The sequence below is a fragment of the Desulfobaccales bacterium genome, from assembly GCA_041648175.1.
GTDB lineage: Bacteria > Desulfobacterota > Desulfobaccia > Desulfobaccales > 0-14-0-80-60-11 > 0-14-0-80-60-11.
The window spans coordinates 105,069-123,091 of record JBAZPO010000005.1 but is presented as its reverse complement, the minus strand read 5'-3'; the positions used below and the strand labels follow the sequence as shown (position 1 = coordinate 123,091).

Genomic DNA, 18,023 nt, shown 5'->3' with positions numbered 1-18,023 from the left:
GGCCTAACTGTCAACCATTCATGATAACCACCGAGGACTGCTAAACATAACTTTGGTACTTAGGCTCATACATTTGAGACTTGATATAGGCCGGGAGATCATCGGGTCTTGGCTTGGTGGCCAGATTGCGCTGGTAGGCAACTTCTGCCACCACGGCTGCGACCTTGACCGAGACTTCCCGGATTTTGCAAAGAGGCGGATAGACACTCCCGAGCTCCAGGTCACCTTCCGATACTTCAGCGGCCAGGGCTTTCGCCGCCACAAAAAACATTTCATCGGTGACCCGTTGGCTTCCGCAGGCGAGTACCCCCAAGCCGACCCCGGGGAAGATGTAGACGTTGTTGCCCTGGGCCGGCACCAATTTCTTGCCGTCAAAGATAACCGGGTCAAAGGGGCTGCCGCTGGCATAAATGGCGCGTCCTTGGGTCCATCTGTAGGCCTCTTCCGCAGTACATTCCGTATTGGAGGTGGGGTTTGACAGGGAGAAGACCATGGGCCGCTCGTTCATACTGGCCATGGCCTCCAAGACAGGTTGCGTGAAGCCCCCGTGTCTCCCGGATACCCCGATAATAGCCGTGGGCTTCAGAGCTTCCACCGCGGTCAGAAAGTCGGGGAGAAATTCGTGGTCATGGGCATAGCGGAGTTTATGGCCGGTCAGATCGCTGCGGCTTTTTACCACGAGGCCTTTGGAATCCACATACCAGCAGCGTTGCCGGGCCTCCTCAACCGATAAGCCTTCTTTGGTCATGCCGGAAACCGTCAGATCACCGATGCCCAACCCGGCCTCACCGGCGCCCAGGAAGAGAAAGGTTTGATCCTTAAGCTGGCCGCCCGTAAGGCGTATAGCTGATAAGAGACCGGCCAGGGTCACCGCGGCAGTGCCCTGGATGTCATCGTTAAAGGTACAGAGGCGGTCTCGATACCTGTCCAAGAGCCGAAAGGCATTGATATTCCCAAAATCTTCAAACTGCACCAGGGTCCGGGGAAAGACTTCTTCTACGGCAACCATAAACTCCTCGACAAAATCATCGTAGGCCGCGCCCCGCAGGCGGCGCTGTTTGATGCCGATATAGAGGGGGTCATTCAGGAGGGACTCGTTCTCTGTGCCCACGTCAAAAGTCACCGGGAGAGTGAGGGAAGGATGGATGCCGGCACAGGCGCTGTAAAGGGCAAGTTTTCCCACCGGGATGCCCATGCCGTCCGCACCCAGGTCTCCCAGTCCGAGAATACGCTCTCCGTCTGTTACCACAATGATACGGATATTACGATATGGCCAATTTCTCAGGAGTTTATGCATCCGTCCACGATCTTTGGTCGAAATGAAGATGCCCCGCGGCCTGCGAAAAATATGACCAAATTCCAGGCAGGCCTGCCCCACCGTAGGCGTATAGATGATGGGCATCATCTCTTCGATGTGGTCCGTGACCACCCGGTAAAACAAGGTCTTGTTGCGATCCTGGAGAGAAATCATGAAGATATACTTCTCAATGTCATTGGGCTTTCGGTGTAGATTCTCCATAACCCGGGAGATTTGTTCCTCCATGGTATGGACCCGGGGAGGCAAGAGTCCCTGTAGACCTAAGATCTCCCGTTCCTTTTCGGTGAATGCCGTCCCTTTATTGAGAGCCGGATCTCGGAGTAATGCCACTCCGGTGGGCAGCCCCAGCATCCTGGCCAGGATCGTTTCTCTGGCCTCGGAAGTTCTGCTTTTTTCCAGAAACGCGGATAAATTAACCAAGTCGAGGAACCTTGAAACCGTTGCCTGGTCCAACAGTTCCCGCTTGATCCTGATAACTGTGTCTTCGTCTTCAACACTCAGTGTGTACATACATCCACCTCGTTGGACTCAAATCAATGGATAGGAGGGAAACTAGCTGAGCTCAATCCTTTTCCGACAGCCTCGCAATATATATCAAGATAGAATTAGAGAATAAATTATACGCGAACTACAATAACCTTACTATGAGTTATATCGCATCTTTGCTGGTTTCTGCAGCAGATTCGCCAGGTCTGCATTGATTGTGCCCGGAGGCAATGAAATCATTCAAGCTTTGACATATAGCGTTTGCCATAGATTTATGCCGCTGGCTGATTTTTAAATCCCCCTAAATCGGGTTTAAAGCTGTTTCATGGAAGCGAGCTAAGAGCCTGCGTTTAGCTCAAAATGATAGAGAAAAATGGTTTTTTAACGGCTTTTACCCCCTCAAAACTACCCCAAAAATCGTTGAAAATGCCGGGCGCAGGCCGATTGGACGGGCAAACCCGGCACATGTGCCGGGATATTGCCGAGGCGCCCTCGCCATATACCCGGTCTAAACCCGCGTGCAAGCGCGTTCCGGTCGAGGCGGCGCCAGGGTTGTCACGCGCTTGTCCCGCGCTGGTCCCGGGGTAAATATTCGGCTTTCGCAAAACTTAGCCAGTATTATCAAGGGATTAATGGGGCGCCGGCATCCTTGTGCCGGGACACGGCACGGGTGGAACGCCTGGAGCCTCCCCATTTTTCTCAGGTTGGAAAACCGTGATCCGCTTTTATCCCGGCAAGGCATGGAGACAGCATAAACTCTGGACTGCGAGGCATCCAACAATGATGAGAAAGATGACAGGCTTTTCAAGCTGGTATTATTATAAGAGCCTCTTGCAAAATTGCCGGACATTATGCAGTCGCAGGTTTTAGCCTATATGAGCACAGGCTGAAAAGCCTGTGCTACCGGCGATTTTTAAATACCCCTATAAGGTTTCCACTGTAAGAAGATTATTATTGCAAGAGGCTCATAAGTCATTTCAAATTCCCCAGCCCCTTACCAGAACTCCAGGTCCTGGCACGGTAGCAATACCTTGGCAATTTTCCCATTTATAATGAGCCCCTTGCAAATATCTCCCTGCCTGTCATTCTGAGGGAGCGAAGCGACCGAAGAATCTCATAAGTGGGTGAAAATACGAGATCCTTCGCTTCGCTCAGGATGACAAAACGGCTTTTTGCAAGAACCTCTAATGATTACTATATTTCCCTTAGAAAGATGGTTACCTGGGTCCCCTTTTGCGGTTCACTCTCGATGGCGATTTCACCTTGATGCGCCTGGATTATTTTCTGGGAAATGGCCAAACCCAGGCCGCTGCCCTTGGGTTTGGAGGAAAAGAAGGGTTGAAAAATTTTCTCCAGACTCTCGGGGGGGATTCCCATGCCTGTATCACTAATTTTCACGAATATTCGGCCATCCTGCTTACCGGTGCTGACCGTCAAGGTCCCCCCGGCGCTCATGGACTCAATGCCGTTCTTGGCTATATTCAAGATAACCTGGCGTAAATGGCCCGGATCAAACTGGGTCTCCGGGAGTGCAGGGTCGAGCCTCAACGCAAGCTCAATATTACTCTCGCGCAGGCTTGGTTCCAGCCGCTGGCAGGTTTCCCGAACTAAGTCATTGAGATTACCCAGGTGCTTTTGGGGTTCCGAAAATTTGGCATAGCTTCCTACCTCGGCGAGGAGATCTTCCAGGCGACTAACTTCATCGACAATAATTTGAAGCTTTTCCTGAGTCTTCAGTGGGTCGGAGGTAGGATCCTTAACCACCTGGCGGGCAAATCCTCCAATAAGCATCAGAGGGTTTTTAATTTCGTGGCTTATGTGGGCCGCCATTTTGCCCAAGACGGCCAGGCGCTCATTCCGCAAGAGTTCTTCTTCCATGAGCTTACGTTCGCGCAGGTCTTTAAAATGGCCGATCATGCCGATTTCCCGGTCATTTTCATACAGCACCCGGGCGGAAAGCCAGACGGGCGTGAGGGCGCCATCCTTATGCCGCATCCAGGTTTCGTAATTCTCTAAGATACCCGCCCCGCCGTAAGCAGAGTCGTGGATTTTGGTATCGATTTCCTGCAGTTGACCCGGCGCATAGAGTTCACTGACATTCATTTTGCCGAGGACTTCTTCGGGTTCATAACCCAGGATTTTGGCAGCCGTTTCGTTAAATGTACGAATGGTGCCTTCCATATCACTTGCCACGATGCCATCCATGCAGGTATGAATTAAAAGCTTTTGAAAGTAAACACCCCGCTCCACTGCAGCGGTCAGGGCCTTTTCGGTTTGCTGGCGTTTTATCTGCCACCACAGGCCGTTCATCAATAAAGTCAGCTGACGGACGTCCGATTCATCATATTCTTCCTCCTTGTTGCCCACGCCAGCCACCACCACGATGCGGTTCCCGTCGAATACCGGAATATTCAGATGACGCCGGATTTCGACATGACCTGCGGGATAGCCTTTCTTATAAGGACTAAACGCGGCATAATCATTGGTAATGATGGGCCGCCGCTGGCGCACGGCTTCACCCCAGAGCCCCGTGGTCTCCACAGGAAAAACAAAGGGTTTATCCGCCACGGCGCATTCCGCCATGGCGGTCTTAGACCAGGCTTGCATAGTGAGGACCGTTGCGTCCTCGTTCATGAAGGCCAGGTAACCGATCTTGCTTTTGGTAAGCCGGACTCCTTCCTCCAGGGCGAAATCGGTAATCTCTTGCAGCGTGGCCTTGGTCATCTGGCTGAGTTGCCAGACCGCCTCAAGACGAGACTCATCCAGGCGCAGCGCCTCCTCCATGTTGGCGCTCCGCACCGCCAGTCCCAAATGCCCGGCCAGCGATTGAAAGAACTGAATGTATTCCTTGGTAAAAAAACCCTTCTGACTGCTGGCCGCGGTCAATACCCCCAGGGTCAGGGTTTCTGCAATGATGGGGGCCAAAACCAAGGAAGTCAAAGCTTCTTCTTCCACCAGTCCCTGGAGGCGATCAGCCACTGCGGCGGAATCAGGCACCGAAATTACCTGGGAGCTCGACAAACATTCCCCCAATAGAGAAGCTGGATCGGGCTTTCCCACCTGCCCCCGAACCTCAGGCGGAAGGCCCCGGAAAGCTTTCAAATGCAGAAGGCCATCTTCGTCCAAGAGCCGCACGGCACATCTTTCAACGTCTAATTTCTCCACCAGCACCCCCAGCACTCCATCCAGGATTTCCGGAAAATATAACGTTGAAGCCAGGCGGCGGGCCGCTTCGTAGAGCACCGAGAGTTCACTTACCCGTCTCTTTAATTGTTGTTCGCTTTCTTCTAAAGAGCTGGAGATCCGTCCGAAGAGGTCAAAAACGTCCTCCATCTTGGAGCCCATTGAGGAGAGGTAGCCTTCCACTATGACCTTGGCCGCCGCTGGTCCGATGGAGCCTGCAATGGTGCGCTCAATAAAATCCGCCAACTGGAGCTTTTCCTTGTCACCCCACTCGGCTTCAGGAGTCGTCACCCCCCGGAGAAAGGCTCGTCGTGCCTGGGCGGCCTTCCGGTGGCCGATGATCTTCCCCATAAATTCCGTCAGCTGCTCCAGGCTCGGCAAATACGTTAAGCGCTTCTCTATGGGTCGTTCTCGTTCCTGTTCAAACACCCCGACAAACCGCCGGGCCTGCTCCAATTCCACGGAACTGGGCACCGTGAGCAATGAGACGGTGACAAAAGTGCCGGCATTAAAAAACAAGGACCAGAAAAAGGCATGGGAGAGCCGATCCAGACCGGTCAGCCCTAAGAAAGCGGTGGGCTTGAGAAAAGCCAGGTGGAAGGGTCCCTCCGATAAGATACTGATAGGGAACCACCCTGCTTCAACCAGATAGGGGAAGACCAGGGTGTAGGCCCAGACAAGAAAACCTGATGCCAAACCAGCCATTGCCCCCCACCTGGTGGCATCCCGCCAGTACAAGGCCCCGATCATGGCCGGCGCCAATTGCATCACCCCGCAAAAGGCGATCAGTCCGATGTCCACCAGCATGACGGTAGGGAATACCAGGTGATAGCCAAAATATCCCAAAAAAATGAGGAAAAAAATGCCGGCCCGCTTGATAGTCAAAAGATGGGGGGTGATACGCTCTTGCAATCTTAGCCGGATGGCCAGCGGCATCACCAGGCTATTGAGGATCATGGTGGTGACGGCGATGGAGGCCACCGCCACCATAGCGGTGGAGGCCGACAGCCCCCCCAGAAAGACCAGAAGGGCAAAATAAGGATGTCCGGTTTGCAAAGGAATGCGCAGGACAAAGGTATCGGCCGTTTCCGGAGGGAGACCCAGCAGCAGTCCGCCGAAGGCGATGGGCATGACAAACAGGTTCATCAACAACAGGTAGAGGGGAAATAGCCAGAGCGCCGTGAGAATGTGCCTTTCATTGGTATTCTCTACTACCGCCATATGAAACATGCGGGGAAGAAAATGGATGGCGCCCATGGCCAGAAGGGTGAGCACCAGCAACAAAGAATAGCTGTTCTGAGGCCCGGTGTTCACCAGGAGAAGCTGCTGAAATTCGGGGCTCTGCCGGATACGCGTGAAAATTTCTCCCCAACCCGTGAAAAGACCGAACGTCACCAGGAGGCCTAAACTGGTAAAAGCCAGAAGTTCGATCAGGGACTCAAACACCACTACCGCTACCAGGCCTTCGTGGCGCTCAGTGGGGTCCAAATGGCGGGCCCCGAACAAAATACCGAACACGGACAGCAGAATGGCCACATAAAAGGCGGTATCTTGATAAACCGGGGTGGTGACGGGAGGAAAAACTTCTTTATAAGCCAGGACATTGAAAGTGTCGGAGATGGACTTAAGCTGCAGGCCGATATAGGGAGTTATGGCCAGGAGCATGCCTATGGTGGCCAGCACCCCCAGAAAGGCCCCCTTGCCGTACCGCAGCGTCAGGAAATCCGACATGGTGGTCAGGTTATTTTCCTTGCAGATGCGCAGCAGCTTACGCAGGCCGAACCACCAGGTAAAGGCTATGAGGGTGGGGCCGAGATAAATAGTGAGGCAGGTGACACCCTGGGTGGCCGCTTTGCCGACACTGCCGAAAAAAGTCCAGGCAGTGCAATAAACTGCCAGAGAAAGGGCATAGATATAGGGATTGGCAATAATGCTCTTGCCCCGGGCCCGTTGCCGGTCGCCATAATAGGCGATGGCAAAGAGCAGCAAGAGATAGCCAAAGGCGACGAGTGCTAAAGACCATTCACTGATCATGGCCTTCCGGCTCCTGTTGGCCTGCCAGCTCCGGAGAAGCAAACCTGCGGCTCATTCCATAGAGACCGATTATCGCCAAAACCCAGACCCCGAAGATGTACAAAAATAAGAGTGGGACTCCTGTAATTAAGGCGTCGTGATTAAAAATTTTCAATAAAGGGTAGCTCAACAACAAGAAACAGAGAATTCCTAGCACGCCGGAAAGTTTTTCTTGTCGAAACGAGGCAGTCATTTCTCCTCCACTCCTCAAAATTCTTCAAGATCGCCAACCCTTTGTCTTTTTCACCTTAGCGGCGATCCTTGCCCTAATCAATATAATCATGGGTGGGGTATAAAACGAGGCGCCCCTCTGAAGGGGTTGATGCGGCGGTAAAAGAGATGAAGCAGAAAGGCCAGAAAGGCAACCCGTTAAATCAGCCTCTTTCCCTTCATTACGTCACCTCCCTCACCTTAAGAATTATGGGAGATAAAGTCAGCTAAAAATTAAGCATTCCGCCAAATATTGTCAATGAGTCTGAGCAATAAGCGTTCAGAGTCCTCTGGCTGTGATTTCTGCTTAACAATCCCACCACTACGGAAAAGACAGATTTTTCAAACTGTGGACCATCCAGTCGATCTCCTTATGATCATTTTGGCCATATGAAATGATCACTTTGATCATCCTCATATAGGGAAAACCCTAATTGATCTGATATGTAGCCGTACATATCGTTATAACCAGAATAAAAAGATATCTTTCTTTATATAATTTACGATGAATGTGATTGATGATTATAAGCAATTTAATTTAAATATAGCTTCAAAAACGCCCTTGAGACCAATTTCGAACCAGCGTTTATATCAATTATTTTTTTATTAAATTAAATAAATTAGATATTACATAATTAATTTATTCAAAGTAATAACTTTGTTAATTATCATTGACATCTTGTTCAGCCATGCTTAATTATCTGCTAAATTACTTAAACTTAATAGCATCAATGGTTACATAAAAAGTCCTTCAGGGAACCAGGGTTCCAACTACGGAGCGAACTATGAAATATTTAACGCAGAGCACGACACTGATGGGAACGGTGACGAGTGTTAACCCGGTAGAAGCGTCTTTCACCCTCCGTTGTCGCAGCGGGGACGGTTACCTGATCTATGTGAGTCCTCAGACTGTGTTCGGGGTTCTTACCAATTTAGACGAACTGAACCGCGACCGCGTGACTGCTCCTCCGAACTATAATCCAGACGCCGGTCCATCCGAGATGGTGCGCAAATACCTTCATGAAGATGCCCTCGTCGTCATCCAGGGAATTTATATGGAGCACGAGGATGAGAGGCGCTTTGACGCTCGCTTCATCACCTTGATGCATTCCGAACCGGGAAAATACCTCTTCGAGGAAACCCACTGGTGGATCAACCAGATCACCCGCCTGGGGGAGGAGTGGCTGGACGACCTGTTCGGCGACCGGCGCACCTATCAACTGGACGATTTCGCGGCACTGTACCGGACCAACCTAAACATCCTGGGCCTGCCCGTGGGCGACAACAATATCCAGGAGTGCGCCACCCTATCCCGCTTGATCTACGGATTGTCTTCCGCTTATCTCTTGACCGGCCAGGAGCGGTTTCGGTTGGCTGCTAAGGCAGGCATCAAGTATCAGCGGGAAACCTTCCGCAGTCTGAGTCATGATGGCCGACGCTGTTTCTGGAACTTCGGCAAGCGCAAGAAAGACATCGGAGCCAAGATCATCATGGCCTCGGAGAATGCTGACGACTACGGCACGATCCCGCTCTATGAACAGATTTACGCCCTGGCCGGTATGGCCCAGTACTATCGGATTACCCAGGATTGGGAAGTGTTGGAGGACATTGAGCGGACCGTGAACGTCTTCCAGACCCATTATCTGGATTCGCCCGAAAACGGTTACGGTGGATTAGGGGGGTATTTCTCTCATATCGACTACGCCACGTTGCGGCCGGATGTGGAGGCGCTGGGCGATAATCGGTTGCGGAAAAACTGGAACTCCATCGGGGACCACATTCCCGCCTATCTGGTCAACCTCGTTCTGGCCCTGGACCCGCCGCCTCACGAAATGGAGCAGCTTCTGCGCACCTGCCGCAAAATCCTGGACACCACTGCCAGGCTGATCCTGGAGAAGTTTCCAGACCCGGATTCGCACTATGTCAACGAGCGGTTCCATGCGGATTGGACCCCGGATCATCACTGGCGCTGGCAGCAGAACCGGGCCGTCGTGGGGCACAACCTGAAGATCGCCTGGAATCTGACCAGGGTCGCCAATTACTACCGCTACCTGGCAGTCGAGAACCGCCGCCAGGGCGAGAATAACAACGCCCAACAGCACGAACAGCTTGCCAACGATTTTCTGAGTCTGGCGAAAAAGCTGGCGGATAAGATGGCAATCTATGGTTTAGACCAGGTGCGGGGAGGCTGCTTCGACGTAGTCGAGCGCCGGACGCCGGATAAATTACCCCTTGAGTTCGTCTGGGGCAACACCAAGGATTTCTGGCAGCAGGAGCAGGGTATCTTGGCGTACCTGATCCTGCACGGGGCCACCAATGATGCCAGATACCTGACGCTGGCCCGGGAGATGGCGGCGTTCTGGAATATATTCTTCCTGGACCATGATAACCGCGGCATCTTCTTCCGGGTGACCGCTGAAGGCCAGCCGGTAGAGAGGGGACCCTATGCCCAAAAAGGCGGACATTCAGTAGCGGGTTATCATAGCTTTGAGTTGAACTATCTGGCACACATCTACATCCGCTCGTTCGTGAAAGGCAAGGATACGACCGACTCCAACTTCTGCCTGTATTTCTGTCCGGATGCGCAATGCGGCTGCACCTCGCTCAATGTGCTCCCCGACTTTTACGCCCCCGGTACTGTGCAAATATCCGGCATTACCGTGAACGGCATCCCGCGGACCAGTTTTTCCCCGGACAATTTCCGGGTGGAGTTGGCTGCCGATGAACTCGGGTCACAGGTCGTGGTGGAATTCCGGCCAATTTGGAGAGAGGCAACATGAACAGCAGGATGCTGGAAGGGAAAAAGATCGCGGTGCTGGTGGAGAGCGAATTCGTCCCGGGGGAGATCGAGGCCTATCGCTATGGCTTTGCCGCCCTGGGAGCGGAAGTCCATTTCATGTCTCGCCTCTGGAACCAGCCCAGTCAAACCTTTGTCAGCGACGTGGAGCACGCCGGCAACACCCCGGTCACATTGGAGGTGGACAAAGATTTTCAAAAAATCAACATGGATGAGTACGCCGCGGTCATCATGGCGGCCAACTACACCAGCGTGCGGTTGCGTTATTTCGAGCGGCCCGCAGGACAACCGTTCTCGGCCGATATGGTCCGGTCCGCCCCGGCGGTGCAGTTTTTTGCCCGGGCCATGGCTAACCCCAGAACTATCAAAGGGGCGCTGTGCCACGGGCTGTGGATTCTGACTCCCAACCCGGAGTTGCTTAAAGGGCGCAAGGTGATCTGCCATGAAGTGATGCTGGCGGATGTGTTGAATTGCGGGGCTCAATATATACCACCTGATGCGGAAAACGCGGGCGTAGTGGTAGACCGCGACCTGGTGACGGGGCACACCTGGCATGAGGTGCTGCCGTTTATCCTGGCGATTGCTCAACAGATTTTAAACTTGTCGGCGAGGGAGGGCTGATTCATATGAGTGGAAAGATCCTGATCGTGCTCTCGGAATGGGGATTTTGGGGCGAAGAACTAATTGGGCCCATGGAAACCTTCGACGCAGCCGGCTATGCGACGGTTTTTGCCACGCCCACCGGGAAGCGGCCCGTGGCCATCAGCGTCAGCAAAGACGCCAGTTACGTCGATCCGCCCTTGGGCCGGTCAGTCACAAGTCCGGAAATGGCGAAGAAGGTGCAAGCTATTGATGACCCGGGCAACCCCCGCCTGGATAACCCGGTTAACCTCTCTACCTGGTTCCCCATGCAGCCTTACTGGAGCGCGTCCGATGTCCTGCGCAAGTGGGAGGCTTACTACCGGGATGTGGCCAAGGCCCAGGAGCAAGTGCAGCAATACGACGCCCTGCTGATCGTGGGCGGGAGCGGACCTCTCGTGGACCTGGCCAACAACCACCGGGTGCATGATCTGATCTTCGGTTTCCTGAGATTCGACAAGCCGGTGGCGGCGGAGTGCTACGGCGTCACCTGTCTCGCCTTTGCCCGCAATCTCGATGACCGCAAGAGCATCATCTGGGGCAAGCACGTTACCGGACATTGTAAAGAGTATGACTACCTGGATGGCACCGGCTTTATGGTGGCCCGGGATAAGTTCTTGGACTTCAATATGGGACCGCCCCCATATCCTCTGGAATATATTTTGCGGGATGCCACCGGTCCGAACGGTGGTTACCATGGCAACGTTGGCCGGGAAACCTCGGTGATCGTTGACTATCCGTTCATTACCGGTCGCTCCACGCCTGACTCTTATCTCACCGGCGAGATGGTGGTGGCAGCCTTGGAACGGGGTCTGAGGCGCTACGGGTGGTGACCCAATTGCTGGATAGCAATGGTCCCAACCACCACCATCCCGGCCGACCAGGGGGAGGGTTGCTACGATGACTCGGAAAACCGGTCACGAAAAGCTTCTGGAGCAGCTGCGGGCTGACGGTATTCGATATATGTTCGGCAACCCCGGAAGCAGCGAAGAAGGTCTGATCGACGCCCTGACCCGCTTCCCCGACGTCCGGTACATTCTGGCGTTGCAGGAAACCATCGCGGTAGCCATGGCCGACGGATATTGCCGGGCCACCCAGCAACCCGCAATAGTCCAACTCCATGACGGCGTTGGCCTGGGTAATGCCATTGGCATGATCTACCAGGCCTTCCGGGGGCACGCGCCCCTGGTGGTGATAGCTGGGGAAGCCGGGATCGCTTATGACGCCATGAATGCCCAGATGTCGGCGAACCTGGTGGATATGGCGCGGCCGGTGACCAAGTATGCGGCCCGGGTTGTCCATGCTGGCAGTTTGCTCCGCCTATTGCGCCGAGCCATCAAAATGGCTGCCACCCCGCCGACGGGGCCGGTATTTTTGGCCGTCCCCCAAGACATTCTTGATGCACCGAATGACGAGCCGGTTATACCCACCGTAGTCCCGACGACCCGGGTGGTGCCCGAGCCCGCGGTCATTGCGGCCGCGGCCGAGATGCTTTGCCGGGCTGAGAACCCTTTAATACTGATGGGCGACGGTGTTTCCCGCTCGGGTGCGCAGGCTGAACTGGCGCAATTGGCCGAAGTCTTGGGCGCAGGGGTTTGGGGGGTGAACTCCTCGGAGGTCAACCTCCCCCAATCCCATCCCCTCTACTGCGGCCTCACCGGTCATATGTTCGGCTACGCCAGCGCGCGCCACGTCGCTGATGCCGACGTGGTTATCATCTGCGGCACTTATGTGTTTCCAGAGGTTTTTCCATCTCTGGCCAGCCCGTTCAAGCCAGGCGCCAAGCTGATCCACATCGACCTCGACGCCTATGAGATTGCCAAGAACCATCCCGTCACCATCGGTTTGGTCAGTGACCCCAAGTTGACCCTGAGGTTACTCGCTGACGCGGTAACCGATCTCACCACACCGGTGCAGCGGAACGCCGCGGCTGTCCGGGGGCGAGCCCTAAGCGATGCCAACCTCCGGGCTGCAGCAGATGCCAGAGCCAGAGACGCCAAGGTGCGGGATGCCGTCCCGCTGCACATGTCGGCCTTCGCCGAGGAACTGGGCCGTCGGCTGCCCAAGGATGCCATTATCTTTGATGAGGTGCTGACCCACTCACCTGAGCTCACCCGCTGGTTGACGCTCGATCTGCCCGGCCAATTCTTTCAGACCCGCGGCGGTTCTCTGGGGGTCGGCATTCCTGGGGCTCTGGGTATCAAACTGGCGCACCCCGAACGCACCGTCATCGGCTTAACCGGTGACGGGGGCTCGATGTACACCATCCAGGCCCTTTGGACTGCCGCCCATCACCGTATCAATGCCAAATTCGTCATTTGCAACAATCACAGCTACCGCTTACTCAAGATTAATCTGCAAGATTACTGGCAGGCGAAGGGGCTCAAACCGCAGGATTTGCCGGTGTCCTTTCCGGATTGTTTTGATTTACGCGACCCGGACCTGGGTTTCGTCGGTCTGGCCAAAGCCATGGGAGTGCCGGGGGTCCGTGTCGCGCAACCGGCTGAAATCGCCCCGGCGATTCAAGCCATGTTGGACCATGATGGACCCTTCCTGATCAACCTTGTGGTCGATGGCAGCGTGCCGCTGCCGGTAACGCAAAGCTAGCCGTAGCCGGCATTAAGAGGGAAACATGGCTAAGAGGCGAACATCAACTGCAATCTCGGGCGAGCCTTTATCCCAGGCGGAAATCGAGGCCTTTGTCGCAGCATGGTACCGCAAACTTGATATTCATGCCCCTTGGGAGGAGTTGCAGTCCATGGTGGCGGAACAGGGCCTGGAAATGCAGTTTCCTGAAGGCAGTATCAGCGGAGTTGCAGCTTTCCGGAACTGGTATGAAGGGGTTATCCGGATCTTCTTTGACGAGGTGCACATTGTCACCAGGGTCAGCACCACCTGGGAGGCAGGTAAGGCCGTGGTCGATGTGGTGGTCAATTGGCAGGCCCGCCGCTGGCGTCCGGCGGCGCCTCGCAGCGAATGGCTCGGCTTTGATGCTTACCAGCTATGGGACATGATCCGTTCGCCATCATCTGGCCAGCCGGTGATCCGGCGCTATGTCGTCCAAGAACTCCGGCCGATGCCGGGGTCGATACCCCTGTAGCGGTCGATGAGATCAATCACCAACCATCTGCGCATGGTTATGCGCCTTGAGAAACCGGAAGGAGGGAAGTATGGCAGACACGGTCAACCCTAATATGGCCCTGGTCCAAAGAATGTACGAGTGCTTCAACAGAAACGATATGGAGACCATCCGCCGGGAAATTTTTGCGCCGGATCTGGTCTGGAACCTGCCTGGCCGCCACCCCCTGTCGGGCACCAAGCACGGTGCTGACGAAGTTTTAGCCTTTTTCTCTCAGTTGGTGAAGGCAGGTATCCAGGTCACATTAGACCCAGCAGCCGACCCGAACACCGGTGTGGATACCTTCGGGGCAAGTACGGTGGTGGAAGTCCATCGCGGGCATGGCACAACGACGGTGCGGGATGCTTCCGGCAACGAAACTCAGGTCGCTCTTAACGCCTATAATTGCACCCATTATCAGATCCAAAACGGACGGATCGCCCGAGTGCAAGTTTACATCAGCGACCAGTACGCGGTTGACAACTTCTTTTGCGCTGTTTACCGCTATAAACCGATCCCAGACCGCCTGGCGGATTAGGAGGTCAGCTATCACCCAATCAGCTTTCAGCTTTCAGCAAAAACAGTATGAAAGCAATGAAAAGAGTAAGCATTGCAAGATTTCTAAATCGCTTACTACACCCGTGCTTTAGCTGACCGCTGATGGCTACTTAAATAAGGAGGACATATGGCACAGGTCACCCCGGAACTGGTTATACAGGCTTATGAGGCCCTGGCGTCTGGCGATAGGGAGAGAATTCGCCAGTACTGGGCAGACGATATGATCTGGCTCGTGCCCGGCCACAATCCCCTCTCGGGCTTAAAGCGCGGCCTGGATGGTTTTTTGGGCTTCATGGGGGAGGTCGGGCGGTTGTCCGGCAACAGCTTCTTTATGGAGCGGGAATCGATCATGACCAGCGAGAATGCCTCCGCCGACGTAACTCACAACGTGGGGAACCGGGCCGGAGACGTTAACCGGAAATTGGACATCAATGTAATTCATTATCTGCGCTGGCGGGACGGCAAAGTCATCGAAGGCCGAGGCGCCATTTTCGGCGACGGCACGGCCCAATACGATGCCTTTTGGTCTTGATAAGTAAGCAGTGAGCAGTAATTCATAATGGCTCACCTGGTGCTTCGGCTGACTTGCTGCTTAAAACTGAAAGTAGTGCAGGGTGCGCACCGCGCACCGTCTTTGGCTGCTTAGTTTATTTATAAGCTGAAAGCTGATCGCTGAAAGCTGATCATCACCAAAACGAGAGGTCGAAGCCATGCCAATCATCAATGTCAAAATTATCGAGAACTTCTTTCCTGAGGAACAGAAGAGGGCGCTGGTTAAAGCGCTGACTGATGCCTTTTGCACCGCGACCCTGGAAGCCGCCCGGCCTTACATCTATGTGGTGATCGAAGAGGTGAAGCAGGGATACTGGGGGCTTGCCGGCCACCCGCTGCCCGACCCCGACTTCCTGATTAACGACTTGGTACCCATCTTCGAAGATGCCGCGGATGCTTTCTCCGCTGCCTATAACGTGCCCCGGCGCAGGCCTCGAGGGCCCGCGGCGTAGTCGCATGGCTGACGGGATTGGCTATGGCCACCGGGACAGTGTGCGGTCATGGTTAGGAGGTTGAACCCCCAAGGAGATAACGATGACCACCAAAGAAGTGATCGAGAAATACTATGACTGCGTCAATCGCAGCGCTTGGAATGACTGGCTGACCCTGTTCACGGACGACGTCTCCGGCGATGAGCAGTTGGCCGGCCACTTCGAAGGGATCGACGTGCTCAAAGGGGCCATCGGCGCCATCAGTTACGGCTACAGCAAGTTTCAGATGATTCCCAAACACATCGTGGTTGAAGGCAATGAGGCGGCAGTCATCTGGCAGTGCCAGGCGGCCAACCGGGCCGGCACGCCCATAGCCTACAAGAATAACCCGGATCGCGAAGTGGTGGGGGCGAATTATTTTCGCGTGGAGGGCGGCAAGATCAAGTATATGCGGACCATCCACGATGAGACTGCTTTCGCTTCCTTCGCTGATCCCACCAACCCCAAGGCTCCGCCTGCGTGAGGGGTGAACCATGAGCACATACGACTTCATTGTGGTGGGGCTTGGTTCTGCCGGTTGCGTGTTGGCCAACCGGCTCAGTGAGAACCCCAAGGTAAAGGTGCTGCTGCTGGAAGCAGGCCCGTCCGAGATTTCCCCCGAGCTCGAAAACCGTATTGAAATCCCGGCCATGTGGCCTACCTTGCTCGGTTCGGAGGTGGATTGGGGCTATAAGAGCGTCGCCCAACCGGGGCTTTCGGGACGGGAAACCAACGAACCCCGCGGTAAGCTGACGGGAGGCTCCAGCAATCTGTATGTCTTGATGCACATCCGCGGCCATCCTTCGGACTATGATGACTGGGCGGCCCAGGGTTGTGCCGGTTGGGATTATCGCAGTGTGCTGCCTTACTTCCAAAAACTGGAAGATCAGGAGGACGACACCGGCCCCTGGGTAGGCAAAGGCGGTCCAATACCGCTGCTCAATGCCGGGTTGCACAATCCCAGCCCCACATCGGCGGCTTTCATCGAAGCCTGCAAAGAATTGGGTCACCCCTATACCGATGACTTCAACGGCCCCCACATGGAGGGGGCAGGCTGGCATCACGTCAATATCCGGGACGGTAAGCGCTGCAGCGCCCGGGAGGCCTACCTGTGGCCCGCGCTGCCAAGGCCCAATGTCACCCTGTCGGCAAACTCCCAGGCTACCCGCTTGATATTCGAGGGACGCCGCTGCGCCGGCGTCGAATACGTTCAGAATGGCATCAAGCAGACCGCCCGGGCCGAACATGAAACCATCGTCTGTGCGGGCGCCATCGAATCTCCCAAACTCCTGCTCCTCTCTGGGATCGGCAATCCGGTCTCGCTGGCCGAGTTTGGTATCCCCTTTCTGGTGGCTTTGCCCGGGGTTGGCGAGAACTTCCATAACCATGTTCTGACCGGAGTGATCCAGGGGACCTCGAAACCGGTACCCCCTGGCAATCTGAACCTGTCGGAGGCCGCACTGTTCTATAAGTCGGACCCGGCCATAAGCGGCCCTGACGTCCAAATCGCCTTTGTCCACGTACCCTTCGACGTCATCATCGGGCAAACCAACCCCAACGCCGTCAGCATTCTGCCCGGGGTGGTCCGTCCCACCTCGCGGGGCTGGGTTCGGCTAGCCGGCAGCGATCCTCTGGCCAAGCCTCTGGTGAATCCGAATTACCTGGCCACCGAGGCTGACCTGCAGCGATTGGTGGACGCGGTGAAGGTGGCCCGGTCAATCTTTGCCACCAAGGCCTTCTCCGCCTGGTCTGCCGCCGAGCTCCTGCCGGGGCCGGGGGTGGCCACCGATGAGCAATTGAACGCATTTGTGCGACAGCGGGCCGACTCTTACCATCATCAAGCCGGCTCCTGCAAAATGGGGGTGGATGATATGGCGGTCGTCGACCCCCACTTGAGGGTGCACAATCTGGATAGGCTGCGGGTGGCGGATGCCAGCGTGATGCCCGTGGTCCCGTCCGGAAATTGTAACGCCGGCATTTTGATGATCGCCGAAAAATGCGCCGACCTGCTCAAAGCCAGCTATGGGCTCTAGAACGATTTCCGCCGTGAGCTAAAGTCGCGCTGTGGACGTGATCTGGGGAGGAGGATAACTCTATGACTTTCCATCATATTTCGCTAAACTGCCGTGACCCTATCGCCCTGGAAAGGTTCTATACCAGGCACTTCGGCTTCAAGCGGGCCCGGGTCGTCCAGTTGCCGGACAACCGGCAGATTGTGTTTCTCAAAGGCCCCAATATCTATTTTGAGCTCTTTCCGGCCCAGGGTGAACGGCCCGCCTCGCCTGACATCGGCGCTGATGGCCCATTATATCCCGGAGTGCGCGGCATTTCGTTCCTGGTGGACAGCATCTCTGCCCAGCTCGCGGCCATGGGCCCGGATGCGCGCATCGCCTTTGGCCCTCTGGATTTCGGTGGTTTTATTCCCGGTTGGAAGAGTGTCTGGCTTGCCGATCCTGAGGGCAACGTTGTCCAGGTGACCCAGGGGTTTGTCGATCAGGAAAACCCCCCGCCGGTTTGAAAAGTTCAAGGTTCAAAGTTCAAGGTTTGGTGGGCGGCTACCTGATGCCGCCGAGGGCGGCGGCGCTACATTTCCAGGTGGGCGGTGTCCCACATTAGAGA

14 protein-coding genes are annotated in these 18,023 nt (G+C 55.1%); 11 read left to right on the top strand and 3 right to left on the bottom strand.

Annotation, left to right across the window (positions count from 1 at the left end):
• Nucleotides 1-40: 40 nt before the first annotated feature.
• From WC600_06730 to WC600_06720, 3 genes are all read right to left on the bottom strand, one after another.
• Nucleotides 41-1,828, bottom strand: coding sequence for an NAD-dependent malic enzyme (locus tag WC600_06730; GenBank protein ID MFA4902425.1), 1,788 nt, complete (start codon nucleotides 1,826-1,828; stop codon nucleotides 41-43).
• Between the two features lie 1,170 nt (nucleotides 1,829-2,998).
• Nucleotides 2,999-7,021, bottom strand: coding sequence for a GAF domain-containing protein (locus WC600_06725; GenBank protein ID MFA4902424.1), 4,023 nt, complete (start codon nucleotides 7,019-7,021; stop codon nucleotides 2,999-3,001).
• Entirely contained in the window at nucleotides 7,011-7,253 is a 243-nt protein-coding gene (locus WC600_06720; GenBank protein ID MFA4902423.1) for a hypothetical protein, read from the bottom strand. Before WC600_06720 ends, WC600_06725 begins: the two co-directional genes overlap by 11 nt.
• 802 nt (nucleotides 7,254-8,055) lie before the next feature.
• Between WC600_06720 and WC600_06715 the strand changes: the two genes are divergently transcribed.
• From WC600_06715 to WC600_06665, 11 genes are all read left to right on the top strand, one after another.
• Nucleotides 8,056-10,050, top strand: a complete 1,995-nt coding sequence (locus WC600_06715) for an AGE family epimerase/isomerase (protein MFA4902422.1) — start codon at nucleotides 8,056-8,058, stop codon at nucleotides 10,048-10,050.
• Nucleotides 10,047-10,688, top strand: coding sequence for a DJ-1/PfpI family protein (locus WC600_06710; GenBank protein MFA4902421.1), 642 nt, complete (start codon nucleotides 10,047-10,049; stop codon nucleotides 10,686-10,688). The genes WC600_06715 and WC600_06710 overlap by 4 nt, the downstream gene beginning before the upstream one ends.
• A gap of 5 nt (nucleotides 10,689-10,693) precedes the next feature.
• A complete protein-coding gene (locus WC600_06705) occupies nucleotides 10,694-11,539 on the top strand; it encodes a type 1 glutamine amidotransferase domain-containing protein (GenBank protein MFA4902420.1) in 846 nt (281 codons plus the stop codon).
• Nucleotides 11,540-11,606: 67 nt separating this feature from the next.
• Nucleotides 11,607-13,313, top strand: coding sequence for a thiamine pyrophosphate-binding protein (locus WC600_06700; protein MFA4902419.1), 1,707 nt, complete (start codon nucleotides 11,607-11,609; stop codon nucleotides 13,311-13,313).
• 25 nt (nucleotides 13,314-13,338) lie between these two features.
• The gene (locus tag WC600_06695; GenBank protein MFA4902418.1) at nucleotides 13,339-13,806 is read left to right on the top strand and encodes a hypothetical protein; all 468 of its coding nucleotides are present in this window, start codon (nucleotides 13,339-13,341) and stop codon (nucleotides 13,804-13,806) included.
• Nucleotides 13,807-13,876: 70 nt separating this feature from the next.
• Nucleotides 13,877-14,362 carry a nuclear transport factor 2 family protein gene (locus tag WC600_06690; GenBank protein MFA4902417.1) on the top strand — a complete coding sequence of 162 codons (486 nt, stop codon included), beginning with the start codon at nucleotides 13,877-13,879 and terminating at the stop codon, nucleotides 14,360-14,362.
• 147 nt (nucleotides 14,363-14,509) lie between these two features.
• On the top strand, nucleotides 14,510-14,914 hold the full coding sequence (locus WC600_06685; protein ID MFA4902416.1) for a nuclear transport factor 2 family protein: 405 nt from the start codon (nucleotides 14,510-14,512) through the stop codon (nucleotides 14,912-14,914).
• A gap of 178 nt (nucleotides 14,915-15,092) precedes the next feature.
• Nucleotides 15,093-15,386 (top strand): 4-oxalocrotonate tautomerase family protein, encoded by a 294-nt coding sequence (locus WC600_06680; protein MFA4902415.1) that lies wholly within the window; start codon nucleotides 15,093-15,095, stop codon nucleotides 15,384-15,386.
• Nucleotides 15,387-15,468: 82 nt separating this feature from the next.
• Nucleotides 15,469-15,888: a nuclear transport factor 2 family protein gene (locus tag WC600_06675; GenBank protein ID MFA4902414.1), complete on the top strand. Its 420-nt coding sequence runs from the start codon at nucleotides 15,469-15,471 to the stop codon at nucleotides 15,886-15,888.
• A 10-nt stretch (nucleotides 15,889-15,898) separates the two neighbouring features.
• A complete protein-coding gene (locus WC600_06670; protein MFA4902413.1) occupies nucleotides 15,899-17,437 on the top strand; it encodes a GMC family oxidoreductase N-terminal domain-containing protein in 1,539 nt (512 codons plus the stop codon).
• A gap of 62 nt (nucleotides 17,438-17,499) precedes the next feature.
• On the top strand, nucleotides 17,500-17,922 hold the full coding sequence (locus tag WC600_06665) for a VOC family protein (protein MFA4902412.1): 423 nt from the start codon (nucleotides 17,500-17,502) through the stop codon (nucleotides 17,920-17,922).
• The last annotated feature ends 101 nt before the right edge of the window (nucleotides 17,923-18,023 follow it).